The following is a 15,955-nucleotide window of genomic DNA, read 5'->3' as shown; positions in this document are numbered from 1 at the left end:
ACGGCATCGACAGCGAAGCAAGCAGCAGACACGCAAGGCGCTACTCACCCAACCAGCGGCGGATCAAGTCGCGTTCCAGCGCGGGCAACTGGTGCACCGACTGCCAACTGGACTTCTCGGCCCGGTACCAGTACTCGGGCGGCGCTGCGCTGGCGATGCGCTGACGCAGCGGCGCGACCGCGGCCTGCGCCTCGGCCTCCTGGCTTTGCGCCCGCAGGGCTGCGCCCTTGACGATACGCGCCAGATCGCACCAACTGCCCTTGGCCAGCGCCGTTTCGGCCAGGCGCAAAGCGCCCGCCGGGTCGCGCTCGGCCAAGGTCAGCCAGGCTTGCAGCGCCAGCAGGCGCGGCTCTTGGTCATCCAGCAAGCGCGCTTCTTTCAGCTGAGCACGCGCCTGGGGCAAGCGACCGGCGCGCAGCAGGTCTTGGATCCAATCAGCGCGCAAGTCCACCACCCCGGTGCGCAGGCGCAAGGCCCGCTCGTACACGGCAAAGGCTTCGTCCCAGCGTTCGGCCAGGCCCAGCGCCGCGGCTCGGCCCCACAAGGCCTCGGGGCTGTCGGCCTGATACGCCAAGGCGGCATCGAAAGCGGCCAGCGCACGCGGCGCATCGCCCATCTTGCGGTAGGCCTCGCCCAAGCTCAGGTCGACGCGGTAGCGATCTTCGCCTTGCAAGGACTCACGGCTGGCCGCCAAGGCTTGAGTCAGTTCAGCCAAGGGCTGGCCGGCATGCCAGCCTGCGTCCCAGGCGCTGGCGCGCAGTTGCCCGCTTTGGGGATAACGCTTGAGCGCCTTGGCCGCCACCGCCCGGGCCTCGGCCTTTTGGCCCAGGATGGCATGTGCGTTCAAGAGCGCGCCCAGCACTTGCTCGTCTTCAGGGGCGGCCTGTGCGGCGCGCGCAAACAGGGCCTGTGCCGCGGCGGCATTGCCCTCTTCCAGCTTTTGATTGCCAGCATTGACCAAGGCAATCGGCAGGCTGGCGCGCACATCGGTCTGCTCGAAATGGCGCTTCACCAGGGCCATCAAGGCCGGGTCCATGAGCTGCAATCGCTCACGCACGATCTCGCGCCGGTCATAGGCGTCGCGGCGCGGTGAGTCATAACTGTTGGCGCCCTCGGCAAAGTACTCCCACACCGAACCCCCGGCATAGCGCGACAAAAAGGCATCCTGCATGGCCTCGTCGCGCTCCTTGGCGCGACGGTACAACTCCTGAATCTCGCGGGCCTGGTCAGCCGTCAAGATGCCGTGGACCTGGTGCGTCAACTCATGCAGCACGGTGTTGTACTGATCGAAGATCGAACGCTCCACGTCCTCGATGCCCGTGACAGTATTGAAGCCGCCCACGCCGCGCACATCGTCCCAGAGCCGGGAGTCGTAGTTGATGCGGGCATCCTTCAAGGCCTGCGCGCCGGGCGTCTCCGAGAGCTTCATGTGCAGTGGCTTGATGTAATGCGTCAGCCCGCCCTCCAACAAGACCGGGAGGTAGGCCTTCCAGGGCGCGACGGACAGGGCCACGCGCTTTTGATGGCGTGGCGACAACTCCGCCCAGTTCAAAACATAACGCTCAATTCCCAGCACCTCGGGCATGGGCGTGGCGGCGAATCGAGCCTCGGCGGCGGCGCGGTGAATGTCCACCGCCATGCGCTGGGATTCAATCGCCTTGGCCAGCACCGCATGGGCACGCCCATAGCCCGGCAGTTGGCGCAGGGCCTGGAAGCTGAACGTTTCGGCCGCCTTGAAGTCACCGCGCACGAAGGCCTCCGAGGCCTGGCGCGTCAAGTCCTGGGCGGCGGCAAAGGCCTTGGGGTTCTGCTTGGCCAACTCGCTGTAGTTCTTGCGCGCATAGCCGTTGCCGAGGTGGTAACGCGCCAGCTCATGGCGCGGGTTCAGCGCCACCGCACGCTCTGAGGCGCTGATGGCCTCATCGGTACGGCCCAGGCGGATCAGGCTTTCGGACAGGGCCATCAAGCCGTCGGCCCGGGGGTAGGTCTTGACGCTGGCCTCCAGCAACTGAAGCGAGCCCTCGTAGTCGCGCAGCTGAAAAGCCAGCTGGCCCTGGCCTTGCAGGGCCGCGGCACGGTCCTGCGGACTGGGGCTGAGTTGCAAAGCGCCTTCAAAACAAGCCTTGGCGCGCTCGAACTGGCGTTGCTCCAGGGCCAAGCGGCCGGCCGCTTGGAAGTCCGCAGCCAGCATGCCCTTGGCCTGCGGGTCCAGCACGTCGCGAGTCTTGGCGTCCACCGTGGCCAGGTCTTCGCGAATGAAGGCCCATTGGTAAAGCTGGGTGCGCTCGGCATTGCTCAGCTGCGGCTTGCTTTGCAGCGCCTCAATCAAGGGGGCTGCGGCCCGGTAGTCTTGTTGAATCAACAGGCGCTCAATCGTCAAGGCCGTGTTGGCCGGCTGCGGCGCCGCCTTGGCGGCCCCCTTCTTGGGCGCGGGTTTTTTGGCGGCAGCCTTGCTCTTGCTCGGCGCTTTGGTGGCGTTCTTGGTGCTTGCTTTGCTCGGGGTTTTGCTGGGCGTGGCCAGGGCCGGGGCCGCCACCACCGAGCCCAAAGCAAAGGCCAGACTCAGGCAAACATGAAGGGCCGAGCCGGCCTTGCGGAACTGGGGCATGGGATGAATCCGAAACAGTTGAACTCAGGGGCAAAAACGTGAGCTTAAGCCCAAGGCGCGTTGCGGACCTTGGCCAGCGGCTGCGAGGGCGGGATGGCCATGCTCAGGGCGCAAGCGGTGGCAGACCATTGGCCGCACGGCAACGCTGAATATCGCAGGCCGTGGGCAGGGTGCTGCGGTACTCGGTGAACTTTTTCAGCTGCGAGGGGTCGCGAGCAAAGCACTGCCGGCCTTTGCCGTCGTGGTAGTAGGAGGTGACGTCCACACAGCGGCGCGAATGCGCCATCAGGCCGAAGAAATGGCCCATCTCATGCGAGATCACCATCTGCAAAATCTCTTCCGCCGGATGCTTGGGGTTGCGCGTGCGCAGCAGCTGGAACGCAGCCGCACTCAGGGCCAAGGTGCGGCGGCTGAGATTGGCAAGGCCGAAATTGCCCATGCTGCCCGGCTCGCTCCACTGCACCACGATGGCGCCCTTGGGCACATCGTCCTCGGGCGCCATCAGCCGGACCCGGCTGCCCACCCCGCAGCCCGACCAGGCCTTGGACGCCAGGCGCAAGGTCTTCATCACCTCGGCCTCGCTGAACCAGTCGGGGGCGCCGGCATGCCAGTACACAAAGGACAGCGGCTTGCTCACGGCAGGCCGGTCCTGGCCATCGCCCCAGGTGGCAATCTCGCCCGGACGGCACTCGGCAATTTCCTGATCACGAATCGAGGTCTGGCCCCAACTCAAGCTACAGGCCAGGCTCAAGACCCAGCCCAGATGCCAGCTAAACCGCACAGCCCGACTCCGCAGACAGAGGCCGTGTCGCCTGGCTGCTCAGCTGCACACCATAGCGTTCCGCCGTCATATGCGCCAGGATGGACAGCGCAATCTCCGGCGGCGTGCGCGCCCCAATGTTCAGGCCTACCGGCCCATGCAAACGCTCCAACTGTGCGGCGCTGAGATCGAAATGCTCGGCCAGCCGGGCCTTGCGTTTGGCCTGGTTGACGCGCGAACCAATCGCGCCCACATAGAAGGCTGGGCTCTTGAGCGCCTCCATCAGCGCCAGATCGTCCAGCTTGGGGTCGTGGGTGAGCGCCACCACGGCGCTGTGGCCGTCGGGGGCAAAGGCGCTCACCACATCGTCGGGCATCTCGCGCGTCAGCGTGCAGCCGGGCACGGAGAAGCCCTCGGCGTATTCCTCGCGCGGGTCGCAAATCAGCACCTGGTAGTCCAGGCCCAAAGCCATGCCGGCCAAGTACTGCGTCATCTGCCCGGCGCCAATGATGAGCAAGCGCCATTGCGGGCCATGATGGGTGATCAGTTGCTGCTCGCTCAATCTCAAAAGATCGGCGCCCGCCACCGGCACACTCAATTGCACCGCGCCACTGGCCAGATCCAGGCTGCGGCAGACGCGCTCGCCGCGGTCCAGCCGCGCCAGCAATTCGCTGACTTGCGAGCCCGGGCCCAAGGGCTCCAGCATCAGCTCCAAGGTGCCGCCACAAGGCAGGCCGAAACGGTTGGCCTCCTCGGCGCCCACGCCATAACGCAACAGCTCCGGGCCGTTCAACTGCAGCGCGCCCTCGCGCAGCTTGGCGATCAAATCGTCTTCGATGCAGCCGCCCGACACCGACCCAGCGATCTGCCCGTCATCACGCACCGCCACCACCGAGCCCACCGGCCGAGGCGCCGAACCCCAGGTGCGGGTGATGGTGCCCAGCACGACGTGGCGGCCCTGCGCCTGCCAAGCGGCTACCTGCCGCAACACTTGAAGATCGACGTTATCCATAGGCCCAATCCTACACAGGGCGATTCAAGCCAAGCGAGGTCAAGGCGAGGCTCAGGCTCGGTAGCGCAAGGCCGCATCCAGCTGATCCACCAGCTCGGCCCAGTCGGCATCATCCTGGCGCTGGCGGCACAGCATCTCGGTCTGTGCAGGCGACCAGAACGGCGCGTCCGCCAAGGCAGTCTCCGGCGCCAAGGGCGCATGCTGACTCAAGAACTGATGGATGCCCGCCGGATCATTCGGCAAGCCGAGTTGGGCGAACAATTCACTGAAACGGCGGTGGGGCTGACTCATGACAAAACTCCTGGCTTTGACGGCAAAGGCCGCCGGGGCTATGGTCGCACTTTTATTTGCCAAGCCTTCGCGACCGCGATCCCTGTCGCTATCCTTGGCCTGCCCTCAACTCAGGACAAGAACAAGAAAGCCATGAACTTCACCGGCCAAGCCACGCTGCCCGTCTCGCAAGCCCAAGCCTGGGCGGCGCTCACCGATGACCCGGCCCTGCAGCAGGCCAGCCTCAGCGGCTGCGAGAGCCTCAAGCGGACCGGCACGCATGCGTTCGAAGCCCTGACAAGGCACTGACGGCGGCTGCTCAAATGACCTCCGCAACGCCCCCACGCAAGCGCTGGTTTCAACGGCTGCTGGATTGGTACCTGGGATGGCTGGGGAAGGTGTTCACGGGCAAGCTGTGAGGCGGCGGACCATTTACCCAGGTTTCTCGAGAGCAGGCCAAAGCAGATTAAAGCCGCAGCGCATAAGCTCGAAAGAAACTGTTATTTGCGAGTCGACCGGAGCTGTGCGAGCATCGCGGCCGGCGCGGGTGCTCAAACCCGCGCAGCACCTGGAGAAAGCCCCCATGAAATTCACGACCCTCACGCTGCTGGCGGTGCTGATGGCCGCGCCTGGACTGGCGCTAGCGCAAGCGCAAGTGCAGTCAGCGTCGCAATCTCAGCCCCAGGCGCAGGCACCGGCCCCTGACCGTCTGCAAGTGCGCAGCTGGGCGGCCTCTTGCGCCAATTGCCACGGCACCAACGGCCGCGCCCAGCCCGGCATGGCCAGCCTGGCGGGCAGTTCGCGTGAGGAATTGCTGCGCAGCCTGCTCGAATACAAAAACGGCGTGCGCCCTGCCACCGTGATGCACCAGCTCGCCAAGGGCTACACCGACGAACAACTCGCCACCCTGGCCGGCTACTTTGCCAGCCTGCCGCGTGAAGGAGCCCAATGATGCAAAGAAGAAACTTCCTACAAGCCAGCGCCGCCATCGGCGCGGTCGGCCTGAGCACTGGCTGCGCTTCAATCGGTGGCCGTGCGCGGCCCAAGGTGGTGGTGATTGGCGGCGGTTATGCCGGCGCCACAGCGGCCAAGTACGTGCGCATGTGGTCGGAGCAGTCTATCGATGTCACCCTGGTCGAGCCCAACGCGGCCTTTGTTTCCTGCCCGATCTCGAATCTGGTGCTGCAGGGTTCCAAGTCGCTGGCCGACGTCACCATCCCCTATGAGAACCTGAGCCGCCGCCATGGCGTGGTGCGGGTGCAAGATCGCGTCACCGCCATTGACCCCGACAAACGGGTGGTGCGCTTGGCCAACGGAAGCGAGCTGCCCTACGACCGCGTCATCGTGTCGCCCGGCATCGACTTCGAATGGGAAAGCCTGCCCGGCCTCAAGGAGCCGCAGGCGCGTGAACAAGTGCTGCACGCCTGGAAGGCCGGCCCTCAGACCGTGGCCCTGCGCAAGCAGCTCGAAGCCATGCCGGATGGCGGCGTGTTCGCGCTGAGCATTCCGCTCGCCCCTTATCGCTGCCCGCCCGGCCCCTATGAGCGCGCTTCGCTGGTGGCCAACTACCTGGCCAAGGCCAAACCACGCAGCAAGGTCCTGATTTTTGACGCCAATGATGATGTGACGTCCAAGGGTGCGCTGTTCAAGAAGGTCTGGGCCGAGCGCTACAAGGGCATCGTCAGCTACCACCCCAAGCACCGCGTGATCGATGTCGACGCGGCCACGCAAACGCTGAAGTTCGAGTTCAACGATGACGTGCGGGCGCAGGTGCTCAACGTCATCCCCTCGCAGCGCGCCGGCGATGTGGCCGTCAATGCCGGCCTGGCCACGGCCAACAAGCGTTGGTGCGAGGTGGACTTCCTGACCTTCGAGTCCAAGGCGCTGCCCGGCGTTCATGTGATTGGCGACGCCATCCAGCTCCCGCCTGGCATGCCGAAATCAGGCCATATGGCCAACCAGCACGGCAAGACCGTGGCCGCCGCGGTGGTGGCCCTGCTCAGCGGCGGAATGCCCAACGCCAAGCCGATCTACAACAACACCTGCTACAGCTTTGTCAGCGAAACCGAAGTCGTGCACGTAGCGAGTGTGCACGCCTACGACGCCGAGAAGAAGACCATGCTGCCGGTGCCAGGGTCGGGTGGGCTGTCCAGCGCACCCAACGAGCTGGAAGGCCTGTATGCCCATGCCTGGGCACGCAATATCTGGGCAGACACGCTCGCTTGAGTCTGAGGTCGGTGCGAGGCTTGTGCCCTCGCACCGCAGCTTCGATGCGGGACTTTGACTACAGCGGCCAGCCACGCCGCTGAGCCACCCACCGCCCCAGGCCTACGCCTGCGGCCATGCCCAGCAGGGCCAGCACGGACGAGGTCGCCCCCAGGGCCAAACCGCTCAGGCCGTGCCCCACCGTGCAGCCCCCCGCCAGCACGGCACCAAACCCCATCAGCACAGCACCCAGCACGTTGGCGCCCACACGGTGCTCGGGGCCATAGCCCTGCCAGCGCCATTGCCGCGCCAGCACCGTGGCGACCCATGCACCCAAGAGGGTGGCGGGCAAGAGTCCGGTATCCAAACCCAGCGGGGGATGAAACTCGGCCTGCAGTTGCAGACGCTGCAACCACTCGGCAGCGGGCGCGCTGTAGTTCAGGCTCTGCACCGCCACCGGATCAAAAGAAACGGCGGCGATGGATGCCGTCCATGCCCAAGCCAGCGCAATCACCAGGCCCGCCAAGCTCGCAGCCCAGGCTGCCCCTGAGAGGGCTGGAGCAGCTTCTCGCTCCGCTTGAGCTACGCCCTTGCGCCGCAGCAGCAGCCAGGCACTGGCCAGCAACGCAGGCCCCAACAACCAGGCCCAGGCGCTGCCCATGCCCGTCAAGCGCCCCAGATCCCGGAACGGCCCCGGATCCAGGCGCCATAACTCGGCCACCCATTGACGCGGCCCGACCAAGGCCCCGGTGAGCGTGGCCTGCACTACCACGCCGAAAACCAGCAGGCTGAGCAAGGCGCGCAGATTGCCCCCGCCCGTCAGCACCAACAGCCGGGCCGGGCAGCCGCGCGTGAACACCATCCCGATGCCGAACAAGGCCCCGCCGACCAGCAAGCCCGACACACTGGCAGGCGAGCCCACCAAACGCGACTGCACGGGCTGAAGCCAGCCCAACAAGACCAAAGCCTGCGTTCCGATGCAGGCCCAAGCCAGGGTCAGCAACCACAGCGCGCTGCGCTCACCCAGCCGACCGCGCCAACACTCAAGCAAGGCCGCACGCGTACACAGGCCGCTGCGCTGCGCCGCCGCTCCGAAGAGCAAACCCGCCAAAGCGCCGCCCGCCATTAACAAACTCGCCGTGCCGAAGCGATCAATCCAAGCACTGATATCCACCCTGTCACTCCTGCCAACAAGCCTTGGGCCCTGCCCACCGCCTCACCTTGTGGCGGAGCCGGTATTGTGACTCGGGCTCAATCGGCGCCCACCGCGATGTCCGCGTGCACCTCGGGCCATTCAAGCTTCGCTAACATTGCCATCCTTTTCACAGCGCGCCCCGCACGCCCAGCCCTCCCATGCAATCCCGCCGAGACACCCTGCGCCAAACCGCAGCACTGGCCACCTTGTTGGCCAGCGCCGGCATTGCGCCCTGGGCCCGAGCCAACAGCCCACGCCATGCGTTCGAGACCAAATCGGTGTCCGAAGCGGTCAAGGCCTTGGGCGGGCTGAACTTGACCCCGCACGCAGCCGTCACGCTGCAAGCGCCTGATATTGCGGATAACGGTGCGGCCGTGCAGATGACAATCGCATGCAAGTTGCCAGGTGTGCGACGCCTCTTGCTGCTGGTCGAGAAAAACCCAGCCGCGCTGGTGGCTTCATTCACCGTCAGTGAGGCGATGGAACCCAGCCTCACCTTGCGCACCAAGATGGGCGAGACCTCCGATGTCTACGCCGTGGCCCTGATGGCCGATGGTCGCGCCCTGTTCAGCAAAAGCGACGTTCGCGTCGTTCAGGGCGGCTGCGGCTGACCCCCAGGAGAATCAAGATGACGGAAGCAAGCCGCATCCGCGTGCAACTGCAGGGCGAAAAAGCGCTGGTGCGTATCCTGATGAACCATGAAATGGAGTCCGGCCAACGCCGCGATGCCGCCGGCAAACTCGTGCCCGCCTGGTACATCCAGGAAGTCAGCGTCACCCATAACGGTCGTGTGGTGCTGACCGCGGACTGGGGCCCTGCGGTGTCGAAAAGTCCTTACCTGCAGTTCACGCTCAAGAGCGCCAAGGCCGGCGACCGCATTGGCGTCAGCTGGCGCGACAACCGCAACGCGTCTCGCAGCGACGAGGCCAGCGTGCTGGGCAGCTGAGGCGACTCGATCAGGACTTCATCCGTTTCAGTAGACCCCAGATCCGGTCGCGCCTAAAGGGCCACGCTTTCACCCTCGTTGAGGATCAGCAGTGGGACCTGTCGCTTCTGCTCCGAATAGTTCTTGAGCAGGCGTTGCAATGGCGCATGGCTGCTGACGTCGCCCATCCCCCAGCTGTATTTGCCATAACCCCAAGGAATGATGAGCTTGCAGTCCAGATCTTGGGCCGCGGCCAAAGCATCCTCAGGGGTGGTGTGGACATGCCGGTACCAGGCGCCTTGCTCCTCGTGGTGATACGAGGCGATGGGCAGCAGACAGATATCGATCGGCCCCACCCGGGCGCGGATATCGGCGAAGTGTTTGGAGTAGCCGGTGTCGCCAGCGAAGAACAGGGTCTTGCCGCCATGCTTCAGCAGCCATCCGCTCCACAAGGCTTTTTCATGGTCGTCGTAGATGAAGGGCACCCAATAGCGCGAGTTGAAGTGGTGCGCCGGCATGGCTTGGATGGTCGTCTCGCCAAGCAAAGTGGATGAGAACCAATCAACCTCATGGATGCGGTAGCCCTTGCTGGGGAAGTAATCGGCCATACCCGAGGGCACGAAGAACTGCGCCTGTTCGCCGAACTTGGCAAGGTCGGTCTTGTTGAAGTGGTCGTAGTGCAGGTGGGAGTACAGCACCGCATCTGCTTTGGCAAAGAGGTCAGCCTTCAGGCTCGGTGGGGGCTGACGGTGACCGCTACCCAGCAAGCGGTTCGCCCAGCTGACAGGCCAGTCGAACTGCTCACTGACCGGATCGATCAACAGCTCTTTGCCATCGGGCGTGCTGATGCTGAAGCTGGCATGCCCATGCCAGGTCAACTTGAAGCCGGTGTCGCCCGCGAGCGTGGGACGGGGCCCGACGTAACGGCATGATTGAGCGGGCGAGGAGACCTCGCACTGAAGCTCGGAGCGCACCGGATAGCAGTCTTCAGAACAGGTCGACGGGTAGGTTTGCTTACCGGAGTACAGATTGCGATACCTGCCCTCATTCTGCGTTGGCTTCAAGCCCCCCTCGGTGACCACGCTGACCTGGTTGGGGATGGAGCATGCGGCCAGAGCGCAGGCCAATGCGATCAGGGTGGCCGAAGACCGAACGCTCGGGCGGGAATCAGGCAAGAGACTGCTCATCGAAGGGTGGTCATCAAGTAGAGGGGAAGTTTCATTCTCGTGTGAAGTGTCGCACCGCCTCAGAAGGCCGGCCTTAGCGTCTTGCTCCACCAGCGAATCCCGTCGGAGCTGGTCCACAAGCTCAGCGCAACTGCTGATCAAAGAAGCGAGTGATTTCGCCCGCCGCCTGCTGCAAGAAGGCAGCGCGATCGAAGCCCGGCGGGTTGGCAGCGAGATCACCGTCGGGACTGGGAATCGCGAAGCTGGGGGTGTCCATGAAGGCGTAATGCCCAGCATGGGCCACCCGGCGCAGATTCGGTTCGGGCAGTTTGCTGGCGACCCACTCGGCATGAAAGCGGGGCACCAAGAAGCGGTCTTGCTCGGCCACATAGACCCGCGTTGGCACCCGCACCGCCGCCAGCGACTCGGGCGTGAACGGCACTCCGGTCGGGGCCATGGCCACCACCGCCCGAACACGCTCGTCGCGCAGCACCGCTGCCGCAGCGACTGCGGCAGCGGACTGGCTTGCCGCACCACGGGCGACGCCACAAAAAATTGGATCGGCGGCGGCTTGAGTCTGGCAATGCTGCCGCACCCGGCTCAGATCGGGCTGCCCACCGGCCAGCGCCAGCACGGTGTAGCCGCCGGCCGAATGACCCAAGGCAGCGATGCGCGGACCCTGGGCGTCGCGGGCGATGCGGTCCTTCCAGGCAGGGTCGGCCAACAGAGCGTCGATGACCCGCGAGGCCTGGCGCGGCCGCTCATCAAAGTAGCGCTCGGGGTTTTGCTCGATCAACGAGCGGTCTTGCCAGTTGTCGCCGGGGTGGCGCAGGGCAGCCACCAGATAGCCGCTGCGGGCCAGCGCTTGGGCCAACACGCTGTGCGCCAGCTCACTGCCGCCGATGCCGTGGCTGAGCAGAATCAGCCCCTTGAGCTGGGCCACAGCTGGGCCGCCCGGCGCCACCTGCAGTGTGAAGGGCCCCATGGCCAACGTGCGCGCGGAGGCCTGGGTCGGGTAGTACAGCGCCACTGTCGTGGCCGGCGCATCTGGGCCGACTGCGGGCGTTTGCAGCTGGGTCCAGCCGGCTTCATAGGCCGAGGCCTGGCTTTGCGGCGCTGCGACGGGCTGAGCCCAGGAGGGGGCGGCGAAGCAGAGGCTCACCCAGAGGGCGGCCAGGGTGTAGCGACGGTGTAGTTGTTGTGGCTTCATGGGGCAATCAAACAAGTGTTGCCCTTGATTGTGAAAAGCCCCTGCCCAGCCGCCAAGCCGCCTGCGACGAAGCCGCGCTGACCCGGCGCGAGCGGCTCAAGGCCGGCGCCAAGCGCGAGAAGACCAGGGGGTCAGGTCTTGCGGAACGAGGAGCATCGGCCCTCGCGAGCGCTCACCCGCGGCTGCGACGCGCGGTGATGAAGTACAGCAATGGCCCGAAGGACCCCACCACCAACGAGAAGATCGCCCAGGGCCAGAACGGCCGCCCCTGGGCTTGCGCGTCGCGGCGCATGAAGACCAAGAGCAAGCCCATGACGATGATCAGATCGGCCATCACCTGCCAACCCTCGGGGATGCGCAGCAGCACTTGCACCAGCTCCAGCACCCCGCCGGCATGCTGCACGGCGTAGACGCTCAGGGCGCTGAAGAGCAGCAGCACGACGATCAACACGGTCTTGTTCATGGCTTTCTTCCTTGCTGTTAAAAAATCGAATGGAGGCCAGTGTCCGAGCCGCGCGCCGGGGCCGCAATTACCTCGCAGGTCGTTGAGAGGCGGCCGGGCTGTGGTGGAATCCGCTCATGCTCGCCGCCAGCCCCTCCCTCCGCGAAACCCTGCAAAGCGCACGCAAGGCGCGCCGCATCAGTCAGCTGGACCTGGCCTTGCGCCTGGGGGTGAGCCAGCGCCATGTGAGCTTTGTAGAGAGCGGCCGGGCCCAAGCCAGCCGAGAGCTGCTGCTGGCCTGGCTGCAAGAGCTGCAAGCGCCGCTGGCCCTGCGCAACACCGCCCTGCAACAAGCCGGCTTTGCCGCGGCCTACAGTGGCAATGAAATGGGCGCAGCGGTGCTCGCACCGGTGCGCGAGGCCTTGCAACTGATGCTGGCGGCCCACGACCCGCTGCCCGCCATGGTGATGGACGCCGGCTGGAACGTTTTGCAAATGAACCAAGGCGCGCGCTGGATGGCACTGACGCTGATGCCGTGGTTGGCCGAGCAGCCGCCGGACCAAAGCCTGAATATGCTGGACTTACTGCTGCACCCCGAAGGCATGAGCCGCCACATCAGCAATCTGGACGAAGTGGCCCCCGCCATGCTGGCCCATCTGCGCGACGACGCTTCGGTCGTGCCCGAGTTGCTGCCACGTGTGGAGCAGTTAGCGGCGCAGTTTCAAGCGCGCCTGGGTGGCCAAAAACTCGCGCCCTGGACGCGCCAACTGGCCCCAGTCTTGACCACCCGCTTCGCCACCACCCACGGCGAGCTGGCCTTCTTCAGCATGTTCTCCACCTTCGGCACGCCGCAAGACATCACCCTGGCCTCGCTACGGGTGGAACATGTCTTCCCGGCCGATGCCAAGACCCGTGCGGTGCTGCTCGAGGCCGCCCGACAAACGCAGCTCACCCTTCCCCCTGGCAGGCCTTCTTCCTGCTGACCGGGGCCATCACCGCCGGCGCGGCAGGCTTGATTTCTGCTGGCCCGGACGATCTGTTGACCTCTCTTGGGCAAGGACTTGGATCGCCCACCTATACTGCCGCCCATGTTGCGCCGCTGGATCCTCCTTGTGCTTTTGGCATGTCTGCCGCTGCAGAGCTCTTTGGCTCTGGCGCTGGGCTATTGCCTGCATGAAGACGAAACCAGCGTTCAGCAAACGCATGCCGGCCATCATGAACATCGCCATGAAAGCAAAAGCGCCAAGACCCTGAAGGACAGCAAGAAGGCGGCCGACGCCGCCTCGCTGGACCATGGCGACTGCGCCCAATGCCACTTCGCCTGCAATCTGGGCGTGCCCAGTGACTGCGGATCTGCGCTCGCCACCCTGCGCGAGACGATGCGACCGCAGGAGGCGCCGCCGCGCGCCGGATTAGCGCCCGAAGCGATCGAGCGCGTCCCGCTATTCGCGCCGACTTCAGCCTCGTTCTGAAGCCGGCCGCGTGCAGCTTTTTTGATCTAGACACCCGTCCTCGTTGACGCGTCCGCCTCGACCTTGAGGCGGATGGCCTCCTGCGTTCTCGCTCTCTCTTTCTTTCTCTCGCTCGCCGGCTTCTCCCGTTTTGTTCACGGAGAAGTTCATGTCTTTCCGACGACCTGTTTTATCGACGAATCCCCGCCCCCGGCCCGCGCTGGTCTTGGGCCTGATCTGCCTGGCCCTGTCCAGCCTGCCTGTGCAGGCGGCTGAGTCCGAAAAGAACCCTACAAGCACAAGCCCTGCGGTCATCAGCAACCTGGAACAGGCCCTGGTGCTGGCCTGGCCACGCCATCCGGCGGCCCGCAGCGCCAGCCACGCGCAGGCGCTGATCACGCAGCAAAACCTGGCTGCCGAACGCTGGTTGGCCGCGCCCCCGAGCCTGCAGCTGTCGCACCGCAGCGATGCCTGGAGTGGGGGCTCGCAAGGCTCGCGCGAGAACGAGGCCGCGCTGGAGCTGCCGCTGCGCTGGCCGGCCGAGCGCCAGGCCGAGCGCCGCAGCGCCGAAGCCCAAAGCCAGCAGTGGAGCCGCGCTCAAGCCGCGGCCCGCTGGGCCTTGAGCGGCGAACTGCGTGAAGCCTGGTGGGCGCTGCGCCTGGCCAGCACCGAGCAAGCCGCCGCCGAGCAAAACCTGGCCAATCTGCAAGCGCTGCGCGCCGATGTGGCCCGGCGCTTGAAGGCCGGCGACCTGGCCCGGCTGGACATGAACCAAGCCCTGTCGGCCGAACAGAGCGCCCAAGCCGCCCTGGTCGAAGCCCAGGCGGCACGGGCCGCCGCGCAAAGCGCCTGGGCCTTGCTGGTGGGCTCGGCCAACACCAGCCCGAGTGCGCCAGACGAAGCCTTTGACCCCGCAAGCCCCGAGGCGCCGGCCGGCGAGCACCCGGCGCTGAGCTTGCTGCAAGCCCGGCAAGCACTGCTCAGCACCCAGGTGGAGCGCGCCCGCACCAGCAGCTATGCCGGCCCCACGCTGGGCCTGGCCTTGACGCGCGAACGCGGCTCCAGCCTGGAGCCTGCGGCCAACAGTGCACGGCTGAGCTTGAGCCTGCCGCTGGGGCGCCAGCCCGAAGCCGCGGTGCAAGCGGCCCAAGCCGCTGCGGAGCGGGCCGAGGTGGAGGTCGAAATCGCGCTCTTCCATGAGCGCCAAGCCGCCGCCATCGCGCAGGCCCGCCAACAAGCGCAGCGCAGCGCCGAGCAAACCGCCCTGGCCCAGTCCCGGCTGGCCTTGGCGAGCGACAGCTTGGCACTGCAGCGCCGCGCCTTTGACCTGGGCGCCATCGACCTGCCCACCCGTTTGCGCGCCGAGGCCGAACAGGCGCAGGCCGAGCTGGCCCTGGCCCGCAGCCGCATCGAACAACAACGCAGCGCCTCACGCCTGAGCCAGGCGCAGGGCTGGATGCCATGAAACACGCCCTCGTCCCCGGCCGCACCGGCACCGCCTCCCTTTTCATCAAGAAATTCAATCCCAACATGACCCCGACTCGAGCAACTGGCCCGCTGCTGGCCGCCCTGATCCTGCTGCTCGGCAGCCCATTGATCGCGCAAGCCCACGGCGACCACGATCACGACGAACCCCCGAAGAAAAAAGCCGCAGCTGCGGCGGCGGTCGCCCCGACCGACAAGCCCCACCGCCTGCCCGACGGCAGCGTCAACCTACCCGCCGCCAGCCAACAGCAGCTGGCCATCCGGAGTGCGGTGGCCGAGCTGAAAAGCCTGCCGCGCAGCGTCAGCCTGAACGGCCGGGTGCTGATGGACCCGAACGCCGGCGGCAAGGTGCAAGCCTTGTTCGCGGGCCGCATCGAAGCCGGTCCCCGCGGCCTGCCCGCCCTGGGCCAAACGGTGCGCAAGGGTGAAACCCTGGCCTGGGTGCGTGCCAGCCTGAGCCCCTCGGAGCAAGCCGCCCTGGGCGCCACGCTGGCCGATCTGCGCGCCCAAGAAGCCATGGCGCAGAGCAAGTTCAAACGCCTGCAGCAGCTCGAAGGCAGCGTGCCGGAACGTGAGATCGAAGCCGCTCGCTTCGAGCTGGATGGCCTGCGCCAACGCTTGAAGGCCCAAGCGCCGGCACCACAAGGCGGCGAGCCGCTGCTGGCCCCGGTCAGCGGCGTGATCGCGGCCCGCCATGTGGTGGCCGGCCAGGTGGTCGATGCCAAGGAGGCGCTGTTCGAAATCGTCGACCCGGCGCGCCTGATCGTCGAGGCCGATGCCTTTGACGCCGCACTGGCCGGGCAAGTGGGCGGCGCCCATGCCTTGATCGGCACCGGCGACAGCGCCGGCAGCCTGCCGCTGCGCTTTGTCGGCGCGGGCTTGAGCCTGCGCGAAGGCGCCCTGCCCTTGCAGTTCCGCACCACCGGGCAGCCCGGCCAGAGCGCGGCACCCCTGGCCCTGGGCCAGACGCTGAAGGTGCTGGTGCAAACCCGCCAGAAGCTCGACGGCATCGCCGTGCCGCAGGCCGCCGTGGTCAAGAACAGCAGCAATCTGGACATGGTCTGGGTGCAGACCGGGCCGCAGCGCTTTGAGCCACGGCCGGTGCGGTGGGCGCCGCTGGATGGCGCACAAGTGAGCGTGCAAGAAGGCCTCAAGGCCGGCGAGCGCGTGGTCGTGCAAGGCGCGTCACTGTTGCGCCAAGTGCGCTGAAACCAGGAGTCAGGACA

At 66.2% G+C, this 15,955-nt stretch carries 17 protein-coding genes; 9 read left to right on the top strand and 8 right to left on the bottom strand.

Annotated elements, in window-relative coordinates; genetic code table 11:
- Nucleotides 1-40 precede the first annotated feature (40 nt).
- The 4 genes from ACOVRJ_RS07385 to ACOVRJ_RS07370 form a co-directional block, all read right to left on the bottom strand.
- Nucleotides 41-2,608, bottom strand: a complete 2,568-nt coding sequence (locus ACOVRJ_RS07385; RefSeq protein ID WP_422043235.1) for a tetratricopeptide repeat protein — start codon at nucleotides 2,606-2,608, stop codon at nucleotides 41-43.
- Between the two features lie 103 nt (nucleotides 2,609-2,711).
- The gene (locus tag ACOVRJ_RS07380; protein WP_422043234.1) at nucleotides 2,712-3,389 is read right to left on the bottom strand and encodes a hypothetical protein; all 678 of its coding nucleotides are present in this window, start codon (nucleotides 3,387-3,389) and stop codon (nucleotides 2,712-2,714) included.
- A complete protein-coding gene (locus tag ACOVRJ_RS07375; RefSeq protein ID WP_422043233.1) occupies nucleotides 3,379-4,380 on the bottom strand; it encodes an XdhC family protein in 1,002 nt (333 codons plus the stop codon). Before ACOVRJ_RS07375 ends, ACOVRJ_RS07380 begins: the two co-directional genes overlap by 11 nt.
- Before the next feature lie 51 nt (nucleotides 4,381-4,431).
- Nucleotides 4,432-4,671 (bottom strand): DUF2789 domain-containing protein, encoded by a 240-nt coding sequence (locus tag ACOVRJ_RS07370; RefSeq protein ID WP_422043232.1) that lies wholly within the window; start codon nucleotides 4,669-4,671, stop codon nucleotides 4,432-4,434.
- 132 nt (nucleotides 4,672-4,803) lie between these two features.
- Here ACOVRJ_RS07370 and ACOVRJ_RS07365 point away from each other — a divergent pair, with 132 nt between their 5' ends.
- From ACOVRJ_RS07365 to ACOVRJ_RS07355, 3 genes are all read left to right on the top strand, one after another.
- Nucleotides 4,804-4,959: a hypothetical protein gene (locus tag ACOVRJ_RS07365; protein WP_422043231.1), complete on the top strand. Its 156-nt coding sequence runs from the start codon at nucleotides 4,804-4,806 to the stop codon at nucleotides 4,957-4,959.
- A gap of 274 nt (nucleotides 4,960-5,233) precedes the next feature.
- A complete protein-coding gene (locus tag ACOVRJ_RS07360) occupies nucleotides 5,234-5,602 on the top strand; it encodes a c-type cytochrome (RefSeq protein WP_422043230.1) in 369 nt (122 codons plus the stop codon).
- Nucleotides 5,602-6,876: an FCSD flavin-binding domain-containing protein gene (locus ACOVRJ_RS07355; RefSeq protein WP_422043229.1), complete on the top strand. Its 1,275-nt coding sequence runs from the start codon at nucleotides 5,602-5,604 to the stop codon at nucleotides 6,874-6,876. The genes ACOVRJ_RS07360 and ACOVRJ_RS07355 overlap by 1 nt, the downstream gene beginning before the upstream one ends.
- Nucleotides 6,877-6,934: 58 nt before the next feature.
- On the opposite strand, the gene ACOVRJ_RS07350 is transcribed toward ACOVRJ_RS07355, so the two are convergent.
- Nucleotides 6,935-8,029: a YeeE/YedE family protein gene (locus tag ACOVRJ_RS07350; protein WP_422043228.1), complete on the bottom strand. Its 1,095-nt coding sequence runs from the start codon at nucleotides 8,027-8,029 to the stop codon at nucleotides 6,935-6,937.
- A 179-nt stretch (nucleotides 8,030-8,208) separates the two neighbouring features.
- Between ACOVRJ_RS07350 and soxY the strand changes: the two genes are divergently transcribed.
- Nucleotides 8,209-8,661, top strand: a complete 453-nt coding sequence (gene soxY / locus ACOVRJ_RS07345; protein ID WP_422043227.1) for a thiosulfate oxidation carrier protein SoxY — start codon at nucleotides 8,209-8,211, stop codon at nucleotides 8,659-8,661.
- Nucleotides 8,662-8,678: 17 nt separating this feature from the next.
- Nucleotides 8,679-8,996 carry a thiosulfate oxidation carrier complex protein SoxZ gene (gene soxZ, locus ACOVRJ_RS07340; protein WP_422043226.1) on the top strand — a complete coding sequence of 106 codons (318 nt, stop codon included), beginning with the start codon at nucleotides 8,679-8,681 and terminating at the stop codon, nucleotides 8,994-8,996.
- Nucleotides 8,997-9,049: 53 nt separating this feature from the next.
- On the opposite strand, the gene ACOVRJ_RS07335 is transcribed toward soxZ, so the two are convergent.
- The 3 genes from ACOVRJ_RS07335 to ACOVRJ_RS07325 all read right to left on the bottom strand — a co-directional run bounded on the left by ACOVRJ_RS07335 (nucleotide 9,050) and on the right by ACOVRJ_RS07325 (nucleotide 11,814).
- On the bottom strand, nucleotides 9,050-10,162 hold the full coding sequence (locus tag ACOVRJ_RS07335) for an MBL fold metallo-hydrolase (RefSeq protein ID WP_422043225.1): 1,113 nt from the start codon (nucleotides 10,160-10,162) through the stop codon (nucleotides 9,050-9,052).
- A 121-nt stretch (nucleotides 10,163-10,283) separates the two neighbouring features.
- Entirely contained in the window at nucleotides 10,284-11,351 is a 1,068-nt protein-coding gene (locus tag ACOVRJ_RS07330) for an alpha/beta hydrolase family protein (RefSeq protein ID WP_422043224.1), read from the bottom strand.
- 172 nt (nucleotides 11,352-11,523) lie between these two features.
- Entirely contained in the window at nucleotides 11,524-11,814 is a 291-nt protein-coding gene (locus ACOVRJ_RS07325) for a DUF2834 domain-containing protein (RefSeq protein WP_422043223.1), read from the bottom strand.
- Between the two features lie 116 nt (nucleotides 11,815-11,930).
- On the opposite strand from ACOVRJ_RS07325, the gene ACOVRJ_RS07320 reads away from it, so the two are divergent.
- From ACOVRJ_RS07320 to ACOVRJ_RS07305, 4 genes are all read left to right on the top strand, one after another.
- Nucleotides 11,931-12,776 (top strand): helix-turn-helix domain-containing protein, encoded by an 846-nt coding sequence (locus tag ACOVRJ_RS07320; RefSeq protein WP_422043222.1) that lies wholly within the window; start codon nucleotides 11,931-11,933, stop codon nucleotides 12,774-12,776.
- A 66-nt stretch (nucleotides 12,777-12,842) separates the two neighbouring features.
- The gene (locus ACOVRJ_RS07315; RefSeq protein ID WP_422043221.1) at nucleotides 12,843-13,265 is read left to right on the top strand and encodes a hypothetical protein; all 423 of its coding nucleotides are present in this window, start codon (nucleotides 12,843-12,845) and stop codon (nucleotides 13,263-13,265) included.
- Nucleotides 13,266-13,413: 148 nt separating this feature from the next.
- A complete protein-coding gene (locus ACOVRJ_RS07310) occupies nucleotides 13,414-14,709 on the top strand; it encodes a TolC family protein (RefSeq protein WP_422043220.1) in 1,296 nt (431 codons plus the stop codon).
- Complete coding sequence (locus ACOVRJ_RS07305; RefSeq protein WP_422043219.1) at nucleotides 14,706-15,938, top strand: efflux RND transporter periplasmic adaptor subunit; 1,233 nt, start codon at nucleotides 14,706-14,708, stop codon at nucleotides 15,936-15,938. The genes ACOVRJ_RS07310 and ACOVRJ_RS07305 overlap by 4 nt, the downstream gene beginning before the upstream one ends.
- The last annotated feature ends 17 nt before the right edge of the window (nucleotides 15,939-15,955 follow it).

The organism is Roseateles sp., assembly GCF_049240545.1.
Lineage (GTDB): Bacteria > Pseudomonadota > Gammaproteobacteria > Burkholderiales > Burkholderiaceae_C > Paucibacter_A.
This window is presented reverse-complemented; position numbering and strand designations above follow the sequence as displayed.

Coding starts and splice junctions, on each gene's coding strand:
- ACOVRJ_RS07385 (WP_422043235.1), bottom strand. CDS start 2,608: ATGCCCCAGTTCCGCAAGGCCGGCTCGGCCCTTCATGTTTGCCTGAGT.
- ACOVRJ_RS07375 (WP_422043233.1), bottom strand. CDS start 4,380: ATGGATAACGTCGATCTTCAAGTGTTGCGGCAGGTAGCCGCTTGGCAG.
- ACOVRJ_RS07370 (WP_422043232.1), bottom strand. CDS start 4,671: ATGAGTCAGCCCCACCGCCGTTTCAGTGAATTGTTCGCCCAACTCGGC.
- ACOVRJ_RS07365 (WP_422043231.1), top strand. CDS start 4,804: ATGAACTTCACCGGCCAAGCCACGCTGCCCGTCTCGCAAGCCCAAGCC.
- ACOVRJ_RS07360 (WP_422043230.1), top strand. CDS start 5,234: ATGAAATTCACGACCCTCACGCTGCTGGCGGTGCTGATGGCCGCGCCT.
- ACOVRJ_RS07355 (WP_422043229.1), top strand. CDS start 5,602: ATGCAAAGAAGAAACTTCCTACAAGCCAGCGCCGCCATCGGCGCGGTC.
- soxY (WP_422043227.1), top strand. CDS start 8,209: ATGCAATCCCGCCGAGACACCCTGCGCCAAACCGCAGCACTGGCCACC.
- soxZ (WP_422043226.1), top strand. CDS start 8,679: ATGACGGAAGCAAGCCGCATCCGCGTGCAACTGCAGGGCGAAAAAGCG.
- ACOVRJ_RS07335 (WP_422043225.1), bottom strand. CDS start 10,162: ATGAGCAGTCTCTTGCCTGATTCCCGCCCGAGCGTTCGGTCTTCGGCC.
- ACOVRJ_RS07330 (WP_422043224.1), bottom strand. CDS start 11,351: ATGAAGCCACAACAACTACACCGTCGCTACACCCTGGCCGCCCTCTGG.
- ACOVRJ_RS07325 (WP_422043223.1), bottom strand. CDS start 11,814: ATGAACAAGACCGTGTTGATCGTCGTGCTGCTGCTCTTCAGCGCCCTG.
- ACOVRJ_RS07320 (WP_422043222.1), top strand. CDS start 11,931: ATGCTCGCCGCCAGCCCCTCCCTCCGCGAAACCCTGCAAAGCGCACGC.
- ACOVRJ_RS07310 (WP_422043220.1), top strand. CDS start 13,414: ATGTCTTTCCGACGACCTGTTTTATCGACGAATCCCCGCCCCCGGCCC.
- ACOVRJ_RS07305 (WP_422043219.1), top strand. CDS start 14,706: ATGAAACACGCCCTCGTCCCCGGCCGCACCGGCACCGCCTCCCTTTTC.